Here is a 17,185-nt window from a genome sequence, read left to right on the forward strand (position 1 = left end):
GAAAGGAATGAGAGTGTCTTATCAAGTCACGCTCAAAACGAGCGGCAAACAATTTACCGTCAATCCAGATGAAAACCTTCTGGAGGCTGCTCTTCGTCAGGGTGTCAACCTACCTTATGGCTGTAAAAATGGTGCTTGCGGCTCATGCAAGGGAAAAGTGTTAGAAGGTCAAGTGACTCATGGTCAGCATAGTGAAAGCGCTCTGAGCAAGGTTGACGAAACAGCAGGCGGTGTTCTATTTTGCTGCTCCCACCCTCAATCAGATCTGCTAATAGAAGCACGTGAAGTTCAAGGGGCTGGTGATATTGCGATTCGTAAAGTACCTTGCCGCGTGAATACCATTTGCAAGCCTAGTAGTGATGTAGCCATCCTCAAGCTCCAGCTTCCCGCTGCAGAACGCTTTCAGTTCCTGGCTGGACAGTATTTAGAGTTTCTACTCAAAGATGGTCAACGCCGCGCTTACTCCATTGCAAATGCACCCGAGCAAGAAGGCCCGCTTGAATTACACATACGCCACTTACCTGGTGGCTTATTTACAGACTTTGTCTTTGGCGCCGTCACTCCAGCTTTAAAAGAAAAAGATATCTTGCGCTTTGAAGGTCCATTAGGCAGCTTTTTCCTAAGAGAAGACTCTAAAAAACCAATCATCTTTGTTGCTGCTGGCACAGGCTTTGCCCCCATCAAATCGATCATCGAACAAATGCAGGCAAAGAAAATAAGCCGTCCGATTCACCTTTACTGGGGTGGACGTCGCCCAAGCGACTTGTATCTAAATGAATTATGTAAATCCTGGGAAAAAGAAATTGCCCACTTTAAATATATCCCTGTGATTTCCGATGCTTTGGCAGAGGACGCATGGCAGGGTCGCACTGGCTTTGTGCATCAAGCTGTCATGGCAGACCATCCAGATATGCAAGATTTCCAGGTTTATGCCTGTGGCGCCCCAGTGATGGTAAATGCTGCCAAGAATGACTTCTCGGCCAAATGTCAGCTACCTGAAGATGAGTTCTATGCGGACTCCTTTACCAGCGCAGCTGATTTGGCAACTGCATAAGTAAGTCCTGCGCCATAAATCTGTTTCAGTTGGATAATAGAACCCTTATTTACCCTAATTAACTTATCACCTCAACTCAGAATGAATAAGCCAGCTCAAGCCATCGATACCCATTCAGTCATGTTTATTACCCAACGCCCAGAGGTGACTATGGTCGAAGGTAAAGGTTCATGGCTAATAGACAACAATGGCAAACGCTATTTAGACTTCTTGCAAGGGTGGGCCGTGAACTGCTTAGGTCACTGCAACCCAGGAATGATTGAAGCCCTCAATTTGCAAGCCAAGAAGCTGATAAATCCAAGTCCAGCGTTCTATAACGAGCCAATGATTGGTTTATCCAATCTACTTACCCAAAATAGCTGCTTTGACAAAGTCTTCTTCGCCAATAGTGGAGCTGAAGCCAATGAAGGTGCGATTAAATTGGCACGTAAATGGGGTCAGCTAAACAAATCCGGCGCCTTTGAAATTATTACGTTTGATCACAGCTTTCATGGCCGCACATTAGCAACGATGAGCGCTTCAGGCAAGCCAAACTGGGACACGATGTTTGCCCCACAAGTAGCAGGCTTTCCCAAAGCAGATTTAAATGATTTGGAGTCCGTTAAAAGACTGGTTACTGACAAAACTGTTGCAGTCATGCTTGAACCTGTTCAAGGTGAGGGTGGCGTGATCCCAACTACTCAAGAATTTATGCGTGAGCTTCGTCAGTTCACCAAAGAAAACAACATCCTATTGATTGCTGATGAAGTACAGGCCGGCTGTGGACGTACCGGCTCCCTCTTTGCTTATCAAAATTACGGTATAGAGCCAGACATCATGACCTTAGGCAAAGGCATTGGTGGTGGCGTACCCCTGGCAGCGCTACTGGCAACCGATGCAGTAGCTTGCTTTGTACCAGGCGATCAAGGTGGAACCTACAACGGTAACCCACTCATGACTGCTGTAGGCATTAGCGTGATTGAGCAATTATTGGCTCCAGGATTTTTAGAAAACGTCAGAGCCAAAGGTGAGCTACTCAAGTCTGAATTACTGAAGCTTTGTGCAGAATTTAATCTCGAGGGCGAACGTGGCGAAGGCTTACTACGTGCCCTAATGCTGGGAAAAGATATTGGTGGAAAGTTAGTTGAACTGGCGCGTGATCGCAGTCCTGAAGGCTTACTGATTAACTCCCCAAGACCAAACTTATTACGTTTTATGCCTGCCTTGAATGTATCTGATGATGAAATTCGTCAGATGTGCAATATGCTTCGAGAGCTAATGAAAGAAGTGGCGTAAGATCGCCACCCAATAATCCTATCTACTCACCTAGATAGGCAGTCCTCACCCTTGGATCTTCTAGCAGCTCTTTCCCAGAGCCGCCAAGCGTGATTAAGCCGCTATCCATGACATAAGCGCGATCTGACATCCGGAGGGCAAGGCGCGCATTCTGCTCCACTAGCAAAATGGTTATGCCACTGGCAGATAAACTCCGAATCACATCAAATATGGTTTCGACCATGATGGGTGACAGTCCCATAGATGGCTCATCGAGCAGCATTAACTTAGGCTGCGCCATCATTGCCCTACCCATAGCAACCATTTGCTGCTCACCACCTGAGAGAGTCCCAGCCAACTGAGATAGGCGCTCCTTTAATCTCGGGAAATACGAATATACCTCTTCGAGCTTGCGCTCGATTTCTTTAGCATCTGACTGTAAGTAAGCGCCCATTTGGAGGTTTTCCAAAATAGTCATGCGCTTAAATACGCCACGGCCCTCAGGCACCATACCTAAACCTAAGCGAACCAATTCGTAAGCTGGCAACTTTTTAGTTGCATGATTTGCAAAATCAATCTCGCCAGCGGAAGGTGTTAATAAGCCAGCAATAGCTTTAAGACTAGAACTCTTCCCAGCGCCATTTGCACCAATCAATGCAACGAGCTCGCCATGATTGACATATAAATCAATTCCTTTAACAGCATTAATTCCACCATAAGAAACCTTGAGATCTTTTACCGTCAAAAGGGCACTCATCAAACAGCCCCCTGACCAAGATAGGCTCTGATCACTTCGGGATGTACTCGTACATCCGCAGGTTTTCCTATGGCAATGACTTTTCCGTAATCTAGCACTGTCAGGCTATCGCAAATCCCCATTACTAAACTCACATCATGCTCAATCAACAGGATCGTTTTACCATCAGCTCGGATGCGCAATAACAATTCGCGAAGCTCTAATTTCTCAGTTGCATTCATGCCAGCAGCAGGCTCATCTAGCGCCAAGAGCTTGGGCTCAGTAGCCAGGGCTCTCGCAATCTCTAGGCGACGCTGATGGCCATAAGAGAGATTGCGTGCCTGCATATTGGAAAACTCACTGAGCCCTACATAAGCGAGTAGCTCGAGAGATTTTTCTCGAATCACCCTCTCTTCGCGCACGGTAGATGGAAAGCGAAAGATTGCGCCTAATAGACTAGATTTTGTACGGCAGTGACATCCCACCATCACATTTTCAAGAACAGACATTTCGCCAAAGAGACGAATATTTTGAAATGTTCTAGCTAAACCAGATTTAGTAACTTCAGATACCGACTCTGGAAAATACGCTTTGCCATCAAACAAAAAGATCCCGGAATCTGCAGGATATAAGCCGGTAATGACATTAAAAAAGGTAGTCTTACCGGCACCATTAGGGCCAATCAAGCCAACAATCGCTCCTTGCGGCACTTGTAAGCTGACAGAGTCTAGCGCCTGCACACCGCCAAAACGTTTAGATACATCAGTCACGTCTAATAACAAGGAAGCGGTCATTTCCCACCTCCGTGCTTTTGCCATATGCCACCTGGGCGATAGAGCATGATCAAAATCAAGGCTAGCCCATAAATTAATTGGCGGATGACCTCAACATCAACAATCACATGACCAAACAGAAACTGCTGAACTGGTTGTGCAATGCCACGCAATACTTCTGGAAATACCGCCAAAAGAACGGCACCTAAAATCACGCCTGGAATATGACCAATCCCCCCAAGGACAACCATAGCCAAAACTACGATGGATTCCCATAGAGTAAATGATTCAGGGGAAACAAAGCCCTGAAAAGCAGAGAACAATACGCCCGCTACTCCAGCAAAAGAGGCGCCAATTGCAAAGGCAAGCAACTTCATATTTCGCGTATTGATGCCCATCGCCTTGGCTGCGATCTCGTCTTCACGAATCGCAATCCACGCTCTTCCTATGCGCGAATCTTGTAAATGCAAACAAACAATGGCTACCGCAATAGCTAGCAATAAAAATAAATAAAAAACCAAATACAGACCTGGAATTTGGATGAGGCCGAGGTCTAAGGGCTTGTTAAATGGGATACCAAATAATTGAATTGGATCAATCCCAGAAATTCCTTTGGGACCATTGGTGAGATTTAAAGGACGGTCTAAGTTATTCATGAAGATCCGAATAATTTCACCGAAACCTAGGGTGACAATCGCTAAATAATCGCCGCGCAACTGAAGCGTCGGCAAACCTAAGATCAGCCCAAATAAGGCGGCCAAAATAATTGAGAACACCGCCACCATCCAGGGTGAAAAATGCATCCCCTCTGGAAAGGTCGCTGCAATGGTTTCAAACTGAGTAGGCAGATGAGGTGAAGCCAATAAAGCAAAGCTATAAGCGCCCAAGGCATAAAAGGCAATGTACCCCAAATCCAATAGACCAGCAAAGCCCACCACGACATTTAAGCCCAGAGCTAGAACGATATAAAGCAAGGCAAAATCGAGCACCCGCACCCAATAGTTGCCACCGCCAGCGCCGACCACCCAAGGCAAAAGAACTAATGTGAGAACTCCAAGCCACAGGTATACGGAGCGACTCAGGCGATTGGTAGCAAGGATCTCAAGCACGGTCTGAAACCTTCTCGCCTAATAAACCGGTGGGTCGCAATACCAATACCAAGATCAACACTAGGAATGCAAAGATATCTTGATAGTTGGAGCCGAAAACTCCACCAGTGAGGTCACCAATATATCCAGCACCCAAGGATTCGATCAAACCTAGAAGTAAACCTCCGAGCATCGCACCTTGTAAATTTCCGATGCCACCAAGAACCGCAGCAGTGAAGGCTTTAAGACCAGGAATGAAACCCATATAAAAATGCACGTTGCCGTAATTACTCGCAATCATGACGCCCGCTAGTCCTGCTAATGCACCACCCAACATAAAGGTGATTGAGATCACACGATTTGGATTAACACCCATCAGCGCAACAATTTGTGTTTGCTCAGCAGTTGCCCGCATCGCCCTGCCAAGCTTTGTTTTTTCAACCAAGAACAATAAGCCGGACATGACCGCCAAAGCCACAACGATAATCACGATTTCTTTACCGGTAATCGTGGCGCCACTTCCCCATAAATCAATTGGACTAGAGGGTAATAATTGTGGATAAGTCATGGGATTGCGTGACCAAATCATCATGGCAATCGTTTGCAGCAAAATTGACATGCCAATTGCCGATATCAAAGGCGCCAAACGTGGTGCATTTCGTAAGGGGCGGTAAGCAATTCTCTCAATCCAATAACTTAATCCTGCGCAAACTGCCATCGTCACAGGCAGTACGATTAAAAGCGTTAGCCAACCTGGCAAATCACTGGTTAAATTCAGAACCAAGCGCAATAGCGATAGAGAAACCATTGCGCCAATCATCAACACTTCGCCGTGTGCGAAATTAATAATTCCTAACACGCCGTACACCATGGTGTAACCCAGAGCAATTAAGGCATAGATGCTACCAAGCACTAAGCCATTAATGATCTGTTGAAGAAGGATATCCATGGGGTTGAGGATTGATGAAGTCTTAATAAAAAAATAGCACCGCATTAGCGGCGCCATTTGTTATTGAGGAGACATTACATCTTAATGACTTCAAGAACGTTTTTCTTTTTATCCTTGAAGTCGTACAAGGTGATGACACCTTCTTTCATATCGCCTTTGTTATCAAAAGCAATATTGCCTACCAAGCCTTGCATTTTTGTATCAGGCATTACAGCCAAAATCTTTGCGGGATCGGTTGAGTTTGCACGCTTCATAGAATCCACTAAGACATAGACAGCGTCATAGGTAAAGGGCGCATAAATCTGTACATCAGAGTTAAAGCGCTCCTTATATCGCTTCTGGAAGTCAGCGCCTTGAGCCATCTTCGATAACGCCATACCAGCTTCAGAGCAAGTCACATTCACTACAGCCTCACCAGCCAATTCAGCAAGCTTCTCGGTACACATGCCGTCACCGCCAACCACCTTCGCCTTAATACCCAACTCAGCCGCTTGCTTCGCTAATGGGCCGCCAGTAGCATCCATGCCACCATACATGATGACATCGGGCTTACTGCCTTTGATCTTGGTCAAGATTGCCTTGAAATCAGTAGCCTTGTTATTGCTCGCTTCACGAGTTACCACTTTCATGCCAGCGGCTTTAACCGTTTTCTCAAATTCGTCGGCCAAACCTTTGCCATACTGGGTCGAGTCATCAATAATCGCTACAGTCTTTGCCCTCAAAGTATTCACAACGTAATTAGCAAGCGCTGGGCCTTGTTGGGCATCCGTTGCCACCAGGCGATAGGTTGTCTTAAAGCCTTGCTTGGTGTAATCAGGGTTAGTTGCTGATGGAGAAACCTGAGTAATGCCTGCATCGCTATAAATACGGGATGCCGGAATACTTGTTCCAGAGTTTAGATGACCCACCACACCCACTACCTTGGCATCTACTAATTTTTGTGCAACCTGGGTAGCCGTCTTTGGATCTTCAGCATCATCCTCGGGCACCAAAGTCAGAACTATTTTTTTTCCATCAATCGTTAAGCCTGCTTTGTTGATTTCTTCGATTGCAAGACGAGCGCCATTCTCATTATCCTTGCCCAAGTGAGCAATAGGTCCAGTAAGCGGGGCAACGTGTCCAATCTTCACTTCAACGCCATCGATTGGAGATGCGGCAGACTTGTCCCCAGCTTTGCCGCAAGCAACCAATAGCAAAGCAGAGGCCGCCAAAGCAAGAGTGCTTCTTGCAAAAGTAATGCGTGAACTGATCATGTGCGGCTCCTCGGTTATAGATAGATACTTCAATCAACTAAATTTTTTGGCAACGAAAAGGTAACGTCCTCGACTACACCATCAAGCGCACGCACGCTTCTTGGCCCAAACTCTTGTATGCGACTGACAATAGACTGGGCCAAGCTTTCTGGTGCAGATGCTCCTGCGGTTAAACCCACCCGTTTTTTACCAACAAACCATTCTGGCTTGAGCTGCTCAGGGGCATCCACCATGTAGGACGGAACACCGAGCTTTTCAGAAAGTTCACGCAGGCGATTCGAGTTCGAGCTCGTCGCACTTCCCACCACAATAACCACCTCAACCTGAGGTGCCATGAATTTCACAGCATCCTGACGATTCTGAGTGGCATAACAAATATCTTGTTTACGGGGCTGAACAATATTGGGAAACTTTTTGGTTAGCGCTTCAACAATTTCTTTCGTCTCATCCACTGAGAGTGTTGTCTGGGTAACAAATGCAATCTTTTCGTCAGGCGGGAATGGCAAAGCGCTCACATCGCCCAGTTTCTCGACCAAGAAAACGCCTTGTTTCACTTGCCCCATAGTGCCTTCAACCTCAGGGTGCCCGGCATGACCAATCATCAATACCGTAAAGCCGTCTTTACACATTTTCACAACTTCAAGATGAACCTTGGTGACCAAGGGGCATGTAGCGTCATACACCTGCAGGCCTCGCGCTTCGGCATCCTTACGCACTTCCTGAGAAACACCATGAGCGCTAAATACAACGATGCCGCCTTGCGGAACTTCATGCAATTCGTCGACAAAGACTGCGCCCTTATCGCGCAACTCATTGACTACATAAGCGTTATGCACAATTTCATGACGTACGTATATAGGTGCGCCAAAACGATCGAGTGCCTCATTGACGATGTTGATCGCACGATCTACGCCCGCACAAAAACCACGCGGCTGCGCCATCAAAATTTCTGCGTTATTGAAATCACTCATGGTTTACAAAATCGCCACAATCTCTGCTTCAAAGCTTACAGGCCTTCCTGCCAAGGGATGATTAAAGTCAAACCATGCACCATCTTCATTAATCGATTGCAATACACCCGCGTATTGAGCCCCTCCTGGCGCATTGAACTCAATCACATCACCAGGATTAAATTCCACATCGTCATCACGACCTTCCTTAAGCGCTTTCAGGGATACCCATTGCACTAAATCTTCTTTGCGCTCGCCAAAACTTTCTTCAGGAGCAAGAATCGCACTTTTTTTCTCACCAACACATAAGCCCAGCAAGACACTTTCAAAACAAGGAGCAAATTGTCCAGACCCCATCAAAACCGTCGCAGGACGATCGATAAAAGTATTGATGTAATCCTCCCCATTGGGCAAAGTGAGCCGATAGTTGAGAGTCAAATAGGAATTAGGCAAAACGGTAAGCTTAGTCATAAGGTCATTGTATCTAGGCCTGCGCTAGCTGTGCACTCTCCGATTACGGACTGGCCAAAAAATGAGCAGCCTCGAGAAAAGGTACGCTTATACGGCGCTACAGCTCTTTCCGATGCCGAGCTACTTGCCATCTTTCTGCGGGTCGGGGTAAAGGGCAAAAGCGCTGTTGCCCTAGCCAAAGACCTCCTTCATCATTTCGGAAGCCTTCCCCGACTTTTAGCCAGCACCCCTGAAGAATTTACCCGAATTCATGGCATGGGGCTCTCTAAATGGTCCCAAATTCAAGCGGCCTATGAATTAGTTAAACGCAGCCTAGAAGATGGTCTTAGCCAAGACCCCATCTTTTCATCACCTAACAACGTTAGAGAGTTCTTGCAGGCCAAAATTGGGCGCCTTCCCCATGAGGTCTTCCTGTGCCTCTACCTGGACTCACGCCTTCACCTAATTGAATGCGATGAGCTTTTTAGAGGATCTATTACCCAGACAGCCATCTACCCCCGGGAAATACTCAAGGAAGCCCTTGCCAAAAATGCCAGCGCCCTAATCGTGGCTCATAACCACCCTAGCGGCAACCCATTACCAAGCGATGCAGACCAAGAACTCACTAAGTTATTAGCAAATGCCTTACAACTAGTAGATATTCAACTCCTGGATCACTGCATTGTGAGTAGTAATGGTTTTTTCTCTTTTTCAGACTCCGGTCTTATGAATAATGGGAATAAATGATAGTGAATACTAACTTTTAACTCTATATTGCACCGAATCGCACGTTTTATTTCTAATTACCTCACAACAAAGCCATTTAGGGCTAGCCCAAAATGGGCTGGGACTGATACAATCTTCTTTTTTCGCAATTAATGGAGTTATGTCATGGCAAAAGTTTGCCAAGTCACTGGGAAGAAGCCGATGGTTGGCAACAATGTATCCCATGCAAACAATAAAACGAAGCGTCGCTTTTTGCCGAATTTGCAAAATCGTCGTTTTTGGGTTGAATCTGAAAACCGTTGGATTAGCTTGCGCTTAACCAATGCTGGTTTGCGCGTTATCGACAAGAACGGCATCGATGCTGTGTTGTCTGATCTACGTGCACGTGGCGAAATTTAAGGAGCGCACAAATGGCTAAAGGCGGCAGAGAAAAAATCAAGTTAGAGTCATCAGCAGGTACTGGTCACTTCTACACAACTTCAAAAAACAAGCGTACGAAGCCTGAGAAAATGGAGATCATGAAGTTTGATCCAACCATTCGCAAGCACGTTGCTTACAAAGAAACAAAGCTGAAGTAAGGTTTTCATTCGTATCGATTCGATACTTACTCCCAGCAAATAAAAAACCCGCTACATCAGCGGGTTTTTTATTGCCCAGAAATTCTTACGGGCAATTAGTTTGCGCTTATTCTTTAAGCGTAACGACGCAATCTCAAAGAGAACTCACGTAGACTCGTTAAGCCACTATCTTCAGCGCGCTGACACCAAGCGTGTAACTGGGAGAGTAATTGCTCTTTGGTTGCGCTAGAACGACTCCAAATGGCCTGTAGATCCCGGCGCATTTCAATCATCTTGTGCAACTGCGTATTACTTGCCATTAGTTCTTCGAGCTTTGCTTTTTCTTGTTCGGTTAAACGAGTTTCGTCTTTAGCCAACCAAGTACGAGCATCACTGAGATGTGCCGCCAAGACTTGCATGTGTTGCACTTCATTGCTGAAAAAACTGCGCAATGTCTTGCTATAGCGCGCCATGATTTCATAACGATTCGCGATGATAGCTTCAAGCGTGTTTTCATCGGCTGGACGCAAATCGCTTAATACTGGCTTGGGTGGAGTCTTCTTCACAGTAGCCAAACCAACAGCACTCATGATCTGGATGTACATCCAGCCAATATCAAACTCGTACCATTTATTCGATAGCTTCGCGCTTGTTGCAAAAGTGTGATGATTGTTATGCAACTCTTCGCCACCAATCAAAATACCCCAAGGAATAATGTTTCTAGAAGCGTCTTCGCAATCAAAATTGCGATAGCCCCAATAGTGGCCGATACCGTTAATAACGCCTGCAGCAGTAATCGGGATCCACAACATTTGTACTGCCCAGACAGTCAACCCAACTGCACCAAACAAAAGCACATCGATGATGAGCATGATGGCAACACCCTGCCAAGAGAATTTAGAGTAGACGTTGTTCTCCACCCAGTCATTTGGAGTGCCATGACCAAATTTGTCTAAAGTCTCTTGATTGGCGGCTTCTTTTTTATAGAGCTCAGCGCCACGTGAGAGAACGGTATTGATCCCTAAAATCTGCGGACTATGCGGATCGTCAACTGTTTCACATTTGGCATGGTGCTTACGATGAATCGCAGCCCATTCTTTAGTCACCATACCGGTAGTTAGCCAAAGCCAAAAACGGAAAAAATGAGAAACAATAGGATGCAGATCTAATGCACGATGCGCTTGGCATCGGTGCAAGAAAATAGTTACCGCAGCAATGGTGATGTGGGTGACTATCAAGGTGAAAACGATAATCTGCCACCATGACCAGCCCAAAGCGCCATTCGCAAGCCAATGGAGGAACAAATCAAAACCTGAAACTGTATTCAAAAGAGTATCCCTAAGGAGATCTAAAACTCTATTTTAGTTCTTTAGAGGCCTTCTTGTTTTTGACCTTAATCTCTTTTTGAGCGTCTTTTTCTGATTCAAGAACTGGGGCTGCGGCCTTTTTCTGGAATACGGCTCCAAAGAAGCCATCGGTTCCATGAATATGGGGCCATAACTGCCACCAAGGATTATCCGTACTGCAACCTAAAGGTAATTTATCCTTTGGAAACAATGGTTTAAGAACTTCTGCAGCTGGAACAGCCTCAAATTGTGGGTGTTTTGCCAGGAAATCCTCGGCAATGGCTTGATTTTCTTGGGGCAGGAGGCTACAAGTGGCATAGACCAAGCGTCCGCCCGGTTTAAGCAGGCGAGCTGCAGAGGTAAGAATGCTCATCTGCTTCTGATTTAGCTCTAAGACTCCCGTTGGGGATTGGCGCCACTTGAGGTCTGGATTGCGTCGCAAAGTACCCATACCACTACAAGGGGCATCTACCAAGACCCGATCAATCTTGCCAGCCAAGCGTTTGATCTTGGCGTCATTTTCGCTATCAATCCACACAGGATGGACGTTGGAGAGGCCACTACGAGCCTGCCTAGGCTTCAAATTTGCTAAGCGGCGCTCTGATGTATCTAAAGCGTACAAACGCCCTGTGGAACGCATGAGCGCTCCAATTGCCAAAGTTTTTCCACCGGCTCCAGCACAAAAGTCCACAACCATTTCACCGCGCTTTGGCGCCAGTAAATATGCCAAGAGCTGACTACCCTCATCTTGGACTTCAAACATGCCCGCTTTAAAACCGGCTGTATTTTGCAAAGCAGGTTTACCCATAATGCGCACACCATCAGGTGCGTATGGAGTTGGGATGGCTTGATAGCGACCACCTAATGCATTCATTTGCGCAAGTAACTCCTCGCGATTGGTTTTCATGGTGTTCGCACGCAAATCCAAAAGCGCTGGATGCATTAATGACTTAGCCAGTTCTTCGCGAGTTTCTTCACCAGGATATTTACCAAATGCATCCCACAACCACTCGGGCAAATTATTCCGCACGAGGGGATTTAAGGCAGTCGGATCAACCGTTGCAAAACGTTGCAACCACTCATATTCACCAGGCTTTAGTACGTGAGCCAAGTCAGCAATTGCACTCTCTGCACGATTAGCAGAACCCAACCCACCTTCAGACAAGGCAGACAGCAAACCCAATAGGGCTAAGCGTCTAGCCTGTGAGCCTTCACCACTCGAGGCAAATTGAGAGAACTCATTTTTACGACGCAAAATAGCAAACGCACTCTCCGCTATCAGAGCGCGATCACGATTTCCGAGTTGCGGTTCAGCCCGAAAATACCGACTCACTACTCTATCAGCTGGTTGCTCAAAACTGAGTAACTCCGGAAGTAAACGCTCAAGGTGAATTGCATGCTGCGGCAATGCTTTAGCATTTGAATAATTCTTTTGACCTTCGGGCGCAATTAGATTGCCACTGGCATTGCGACGTTCAGGGCGACGTAGCGGATCTTTCGATTTCGCTGCGTAACTTTTATTGGGGGCTAGTCTGCTGCCAGATCTGCGGGGTGGACGTTCTGCACTCATAATTTAAAAAATTGCGACTCCGGGGGTTGTAACTTCACTTGATTACCTTCTATTCGCAATCGTCCATCGAGGAACCATTTTACGGCCCGCGGGTAAATTTGATGCTCAGCAGCCAAAACTCGGGCAGCTAGGGTGTCGGGATCGTCGCCTTCAAGCACTGGAACTGAGGCCTGGCAAATAACAGGTCCTTCATCCACGCCCTCATTCACAAAGTGGACTGTGGCGCCATGCTCCTTCACTCCCGCCTCCAAAGCTCGCTCATGGGTATGCAAACCAGGGAAAGCAGGCAATAAAGCTGGATGGATATTGATCAATCGCCCCTCAAAATGGCGAATAAATTCTGGGGTCAGAATTCTCATGAAACCTGCAAGAACTACCAAATCCGCTCCTAAAGCATCAATCTGCGCAATTAAGGCGTTATCAAAGGATTCGCGGGTCGGGTGCGCCTGATGGTCAATGACAAAGGCCGGAATACCCTGCAAGCGAGCAAAATCAAGGCCCTTAGCTGCTGAGTGATTGGCTATGACCCCGGCAAATGTGACCGGCCATTGCTCTTTTTGAGCTATTTTGACAATGGCCTCGAAATTGGATCCGCGGCCGGAGATTAAGGTGACGATAGAAGGCATGCCCACAATATAATTGATGGCTACCCTGAAAGCGATTTTGTGAACGTATTCCGTGGCCCCACCCAGTTTTCTGCAGGACCAGCTTGTGCCTTAACCATCGGTAATTTTGATGGCGTGCACAGGGGTCATCGCGCCCTGCTGAATGAACTTATTAATGGAGCTAAGGATCTAGGCCTGGTCAGTTGTGTCATGACCTTTGAGCCGCATCCAAAAGAATTCTTCTCCCCTGAGCAAGCTCCACCCCGCATTCTGAATTTGCGCGATAAGTTAGCTGCTTTTGCTGACCTCGGAATTGATCGCGTTGTTGTGGAACATTTCAACTCAGCTTTTGCAAAACTTTCACCCGAAGAATTTGTTTCGGAAATTATTGTCAAAAGACTGAATGCAAAATGGATCTTGATTGGCGATGATTTTTGTTATGGCGCAAAACGTGCTGGTAACTTTGCAAGTCTCAAGGCTGCTGGTGAACGGCATGGCTTTGAGGTATCGAGCATCCAAACTATTCATGAAAATGGTGAGCGCATTTCTAGTTCTGCGCTACGTGCCGCGCTAGCTTGTGGCGATATTCAATTGGCTGAAAAATTATTAGGTCGTCCTTATGGAATTTCAGGCCATGTTATTCATGGCCAGCAACTCGGACGACAGCTTGGTTTTCCTACTTTGAATTTAGCAGTTGCCAATCATCTCCACCATCGCAAACCAGCAACAACTGGCATCTTTACGGCACAGGTTTTAGGTCTAGCAGATAAACCTCTTCCTGCGGTAGCTAGCTTGGGCGTAAGACCAACAGTGGAAGATGAAGGCAGAGTTTTGCTTGAGACTCATATCTTTGATTACAACGCAGATGTTTACGGAAAAATTATTACCGTAGAACTATTAGAAAAAATCCGTGATGAGGCGAAGTACCCAGACCTCGAAACCCTTACACAAGCGATTGCAGCAGATGCAACGCATGCCAGAAATTATTTCCAGAAAAAAGCTTATGTCTGAAAAAGAAAACTCATATCCCGTTAATCTACTAGATACCTCCTTTCCAATGCGAGGGGATCTAGCTAAGCGTGAACCGCAGTGGGTTGCCGGCTGGCAAAAAAATAAGCTCTATGAAAAGATTCGTGCAGCCCATGCAAACCAGCCTAAGTTCATCTTGCATGATGGCCCTCCTTATGCAAATGGAGACATTCATATTGGCCATGCAGTTAATAAGATTCTGAAAGATATGATCGTCAAGTCACGCTGGCTTATGGGCTTTGACTCTGTTTACGTTCCTGGCTGGGATTGCCATGGCATGCCAATTGAAATTCAGATCGAAAAAGAATTTGGTAAAAATTTACCAACTGCTGAAGTGCAATCTAAAGCGCGCGCTTATGCTCATGTTCAAGTAGAAAAACAGAAGAAAGATTTTGAGCGCTTGGGCGTATTGGGGGACTGGAATAATCCCTATCTCACCATGAACTTCCGCAACGAAGCTGATGAAATCCGAGCACTGGGCAAGATTTGGGAAAAAGGTTATGTATTCCGTGGATTAAAGCCGGTGAACTGGTGTTTTGATTGCGGATCTGCACTTGCTGAAGCCGAGGTGGAGTACCAAGATAAAACTGACCCAACAGTGGATGTCGGTTTTGCATTTGATGATGCGCAACGCCCACAACTTGCTAAAGCATTTGGGTTGGCTGAACTGCCGAATAAACCAGGTCAGATTGTTATCTGGACTACAACGCCTTGGACGATTCCCGCCAATCAGGCAATGAATGTTCATCCAGAATTAACTTATGCGCTGGTCGATGTTGGTGACAGGTTATTAATTCTAGCTAAAGATCGTGTTGAGACTTGCTTGCAAGACTATGGCCTGGAAGGAAAGGTAATTGCAACTTGCCAAGGCGCTCAATTAGCAAATATTTCTTTCTGGCATCCGCTAGCACCATTGCATGAGGGCTATAAACGTCTCTCACCAATTTATCCAGCCGAATACGTCACGCTAGATACCGGTACAGGCATTGTTCACTCAGCACCCGCTTATGGTGAAGAAGACTTTAAATCCTGCAAGGCTAATAAACTTGCTGACAAAGACATTCTGAATCCGGTTATGGGGAATGGTGTTTATGCCTCCTGGTTGCCACTCTTTGCAAATGAGTACATCTGGAAAGCAAATCCAAAAATTGTTGAGGCTATGCGCGAAGCAGGAAGTCTCCTGCGCGACAAAACATATACCCACTCCTACATGCATTGCTGGCGCCATAAATCGCCCATCATTTACCGTGCAACCTCACAATGGTTTGCGAGTATGGATAAAAAGCCATCGGATGGAAATCCTAGCCTGCGCGAGACTGCATTAGCAGGAATTGATAACACTGAATTCTTCCCAGCGTGGGGCAAACAACGTTTAAGTAGCATGATTGCCAATCGCCCCGATTGGACTTTGTCACGCCAGCGTCAATGGGGTGTTCCGATGGCTTTCTTTGTTCATAAAGAAAGTGGCGAGCCACACCCACGCACAGTGGAGCTTCTCGAAGAAATTGCTAAGCGCGTAGAAAAAGAAGGGATTGAAGCTTGGCAAAAATTAGAAGTTGCCGAGCTGCTAGGCGAAGAAGCAGCGCAGTACGAAAAGAATCGAGACACTTTAGATGTCTGGTTTGACTCTGGTACAACGCACTGGCACGTCATTCGCGGTTCTCACCGTGACGAACTGCTCACTGCAGATGCAGAAACCCCAAATGGGCGCCTGGCAGATCTCTATCTCGAAGGGTCAGACCAGCATCGCGGTTGGTTCCACTCCTCGTTGCTAACCGGCGCCATGCTCGATGGCAAGCCGCCCTATAAAGCACTCCTTACGCATGGCTTTACTGTCGATGGCCAGGGTCGCAAGATGAGTAAGTCTGTAGGTAATGTGATTGCACCTCAACAAGTTGCTGACAAACTCGGTGCTGAAATCATTCGTCTTTGGGTGGCCTCAACAGACTACTCCGGTGAAATGACTATCTCGGATGAGATTCTCAAACGTGTTACTGAAAGCTATCGTCGTATTCGCAATACTTTGCGCTTCTTGCTAGCCAATCTATCGGATTTTGATCCCAGCAAACATACAATTCCTGCCGATCAGTGGCTAGAGATTGATCGCTATGCAGTTGCTCTTGCCAATCAATTACAGAACGATGTTGAAGCGCATTACAAAGCATATGAATTTCAGCCTGCAGTTGCTCGCATGCTAACTTTCTGCTCTGAAGATTTAGGTGGCTTCTATTTGGATATCCTCAAGGATCGTCTCTATACGAGTGCACCTGATTCTCCGGATCGCCGCGCTGCTCAGAACGCTTTATTCCATATCACTCGCAATCTCTTAAAGTGGCTATCTCCATTCCTATCCTTCACGGCTGAAGAGGCTTGGAAAGATTTCCCGCATGGCACTGGAAGCAAGCCTGCAGAATCCATCTTCATGGAGGAGTTTGGCAAGTTCCCCGAAATTGCTCACGCCAGTGAATTACTCGCTAAATGGGCTCGTATCCGTGAAATTCGCTCGGAGATTACCAAAGCAATTGAAGTTGAACGCGAAGCAGGCAATGTAGGCTCATCATTACAAGCCGAGCTCACAATCAAAGTTGGTGATGTGGACTTTGCAATTCTGCATTCACTCGAGGATGATTTGCGCTTTGTAACAATCACCTCTAGCGCCAATATTGAGCTTAGCAATGAGGGGTTAGCAGTCTTCGTGCGAGGTAGCCAATACAAAAAATGCGGTCGCTGCTGGCATCACACTAAAGATGTAGGAAACAATGCCGATCATCCTGAATTATGTGGTCGCTGCATTAGCAACCTATTTGGTGATGGTGATCATCGCCTTTTTGCTTAAGTAGTCACT

17 protein-coding genes are annotated in these 17,185 nt (G+C 46.5%); 7 read left to right on the top strand and 10 right to left on the bottom strand.

Annotated elements, in window-relative coordinates:
* Positions 1-13: 13 nt before the first annotated feature.
* Together ICN33_RS02540 and ICN33_RS02545 are read left to right on the top strand one after the other, a co-directional pair.
* The gene (locus tag ICN33_RS02540; protein WP_216194260.1) at positions 14-1,054 is read left to right on the top strand and encodes a 2Fe-2S iron-sulfur cluster-binding protein; all 1,041 of its coding nucleotides are present in this window, start codon (positions 14-16) and stop codon (positions 1,052-1,054) included.
* Positions 1,055-1,135: 81 nt separating this feature from the next.
* Entirely contained in the window at positions 1,136-2,329 is a 1,194-nt protein-coding gene (locus ICN33_RS02545; RefSeq protein WP_216194262.1) for an acetylornithine transaminase, read from the top strand.
* 22 nt (positions 2,330-2,351) lie between these two features.
* Here ICN33_RS02545 and ICN33_RS02550 read toward each other — a convergent pair whose 3' ends face one another.
* The 7 genes from ICN33_RS02550 to ICN33_RS02580 form a co-directional block, all read right to left on the bottom strand.
* Entirely contained in the window at positions 2,352-3,068 is a 717-nt protein-coding gene (locus ICN33_RS02550) for an ABC transporter ATP-binding protein (protein ID WP_216194264.1), read from the bottom strand.
* Positions 3,065-3,838: an ABC transporter ATP-binding protein gene (locus ICN33_RS02555; protein ID WP_216194266.1), complete on the bottom strand. Its 774-nt coding sequence runs from the start codon at positions 3,836-3,838 to the stop codon at positions 3,065-3,067. The genes ICN33_RS02550 and ICN33_RS02555 overlap by 4 nt, the downstream gene beginning before the upstream one ends.
* Positions 3,835-4,926: an ABC transporter ATP-binding protein gene (locus tag ICN33_RS02560; protein ID WP_216194268.1), complete on the bottom strand. Its 1,092-nt coding sequence runs from the start codon at positions 4,924-4,926 to the stop codon at positions 3,835-3,837. The genes ICN33_RS02555 and ICN33_RS02560 overlap by 4 nt, the downstream gene beginning before the upstream one ends.
* Positions 4,919-5,854, bottom strand: a complete 936-nt coding sequence (locus ICN33_RS02565; RefSeq protein ID WP_216196521.1) for a branched-chain amino acid ABC transporter permease — start codon at positions 5,852-5,854, stop codon at positions 4,919-4,921. The genes ICN33_RS02560 and ICN33_RS02565 overlap by 8 nt, the downstream gene beginning before the upstream one ends.
* 74 nt (positions 5,855-5,928) lie before the next feature.
* On the bottom strand, positions 5,929-7,107 hold the full coding sequence (locus ICN33_RS02570; protein ID WP_216194275.1) for a branched-chain amino acid ABC transporter substrate-binding protein: 1,179 nt from the start codon (positions 7,105-7,107) through the stop codon (positions 5,929-5,931).
* A gap of 29 nt (positions 7,108-7,136) precedes the next feature.
* On the bottom strand, positions 7,137-8,078 hold the full coding sequence (gene ispH / locus ICN33_RS02575) for a 4-hydroxy-3-methylbut-2-enyl diphosphate reductase (protein WP_216194277.1): 942 nt from the start codon (positions 8,076-8,078) through the stop codon (positions 7,137-7,139).
* A 3-nt stretch (positions 8,079-8,081) separates the two neighbouring features.
* The gene (locus ICN33_RS02580) at positions 8,082-8,528 is read right to left on the bottom strand and encodes a peptidylprolyl isomerase (RefSeq protein ID WP_216194278.1); all 447 of its coding nucleotides are present in this window, start codon (positions 8,526-8,528) and stop codon (positions 8,082-8,084) included.
* Between the two features lie 30 nt (positions 8,529-8,558).
* Here ICN33_RS02580 and radC point away from each other — a divergent pair, with 30 nt between their 5' ends.
* The 3 genes from radC to rpmG all read left to right on the top strand — a co-directional run bounded on the left by radC (position 8,559) and on the right by rpmG (position 9,811).
* Entirely contained in the window at positions 8,559-9,254 is a 696-nt protein-coding gene (radC, locus tag ICN33_RS02585; protein WP_370623214.1) for a DNA repair protein RadC, read from the top strand.
* Positions 9,255-9,398: 144 nt separating this feature from the next.
* Positions 9,399-9,632 carry a 50S ribosomal protein L28 gene (gene rpmB / locus ICN33_RS02590; protein ID WP_011903570.1) on the top strand — a complete coding sequence of 78 codons (234 nt, stop codon included), beginning with the start codon at positions 9,399-9,401 and terminating at the stop codon, positions 9,630-9,632.
* Positions 9,633-9,643: 11 nt separating this feature from the next.
* On the top strand, positions 9,644-9,811 hold the full coding sequence (rpmG, locus tag ICN33_RS02595) for a 50S ribosomal protein L33 (RefSeq protein ID WP_015421876.1): 168 nt from the start codon (positions 9,644-9,646) through the stop codon (positions 9,809-9,811).
* Positions 9,812-9,924: 113 nt separating this feature from the next.
* On the opposite strand, the gene ICN33_RS02600 is transcribed toward rpmG, so the two are convergent.
* Genes ICN33_RS02600 through purN form a run of 3 tightly spaced genes read right to left on the bottom strand, consistent with a single transcriptional unit; the run spans position 9,925 to position 13,332 of the window.
* Positions 9,925-11,118, bottom strand: coding sequence for an acyl-CoA desaturase (locus ICN33_RS02600; RefSeq protein ID WP_216194280.1), 1,194 nt, complete (start codon positions 11,116-11,118; stop codon positions 9,925-9,927).
* A 28-nt stretch (positions 11,119-11,146) separates the two neighbouring features.
* Positions 11,147-12,706 (bottom strand): RsmB/NOP family class I SAM-dependent RNA methyltransferase, encoded by a 1,560-nt coding sequence (locus tag ICN33_RS02605; protein ID WP_216194282.1) that lies wholly within the window; start codon positions 12,704-12,706, stop codon positions 11,147-11,149.
* Positions 12,703-13,332, bottom strand: a complete 630-nt coding sequence (gene purN / locus ICN33_RS02610) for a phosphoribosylglycinamide formyltransferase (RefSeq protein WP_216194284.1) — start codon at positions 13,330-13,332, stop codon at positions 12,703-12,705. Before purN ends, ICN33_RS02605 begins: the two co-directional genes overlap by 4 nt.
* Positions 13,333-13,371: 39 nt before the next feature.
* Here purN and ICN33_RS02615 point away from each other — a divergent pair, with 39 nt between their 5' ends.
* Together ICN33_RS02615 and ileS are read left to right on the top strand one after the other, a co-directional pair.
* A complete protein-coding gene (locus tag ICN33_RS02615) occupies positions 13,372-14,322 on the top strand; it encodes a bifunctional riboflavin kinase/FAD synthetase (RefSeq protein ID WP_216194286.1) in 951 nt (316 codons plus the stop codon).
* Positions 14,297-17,176, top strand: coding sequence for an isoleucine--tRNA ligase (ileS, locus tag ICN33_RS02620; protein ID WP_370623246.1), 2,880 nt, complete (start codon positions 14,297-14,299; stop codon positions 17,174-17,176). The genes ICN33_RS02615 and ileS overlap by 26 nt, the downstream gene beginning before the upstream one ends.
* The last annotated feature ends 9 nt before the right edge of the window (positions 17,177-17,185 follow it).

It is taken from the genome of Polynucleobacter sp. UB-Tiil-W10, assembly GCF_018881605.1.
Taxonomy (GTDB): Bacteria; Pseudomonadota; Gammaproteobacteria; order Burkholderiales; family Burkholderiaceae; genus Polynucleobacter.

Coding starts and splice junctions, on each gene's coding strand:
- ICN33_RS02570 (WP_216194275.1), bottom strand. CDS start 7,107: ATGATCAGTTCACGCATTACTTTTGCAAGAAGCACTCTTGCTTTGGCG.
- rpmB (WP_011903570.1), top strand. CDS start 9,399: ATGGCAAAAGTTTGCCAAGTCACTGGGAAGAAGCCGATGGTTGGCAAC.
- ICN33_RS02555 (WP_216194266.1), bottom strand. CDS start 3,838: ATGACCGCTTCCTTGTTATTAGACGTGACTGATGTATCTAAACGTTTT.
- ICN33_RS02565 (WP_216196521.1), bottom strand. CDS start 5,854: ATGGATATCCTTCTTCAACAGATCATTAATGGCTTAGTGCTTGGTAGC.
- ispH (WP_216194277.1), bottom strand. CDS start 8,078: ATGAGTGATTTCAATAACGCAGAAATTTTGATGGCGCAGCCGCGTGGT.
- ICN33_RS02580 (WP_216194278.1), bottom strand. CDS start 8,528: ATGACTAAGCTTACCGTTTTGCCTAATTCCTATTTGACTCTCAACTAT.
- rpmG (WP_015421876.1), top strand. CDS start 9,644: ATGGCTAAAGGCGGCAGAGAAAAAATCAAGTTAGAGTCATCAGCAGGT.
- ICN33_RS02605 (WP_216194282.1), bottom strand. CDS start 12,706: ATGAGTGCAGAACGTCCACCCCGCAGATCTGGCAGCAGACTAGCCCCC.
- purN (WP_216194284.1), bottom strand. CDS start 13,332: ATGCCTTCTATCGTCACCTTAATCTCCGGCCGCGGATCCAATTTCGAG.
- ICN33_RS02545 (WP_216194262.1), top strand. CDS start 1,136: ATGAATAAGCCAGCTCAAGCCATCGATACCCATTCAGTCATGTTTATT.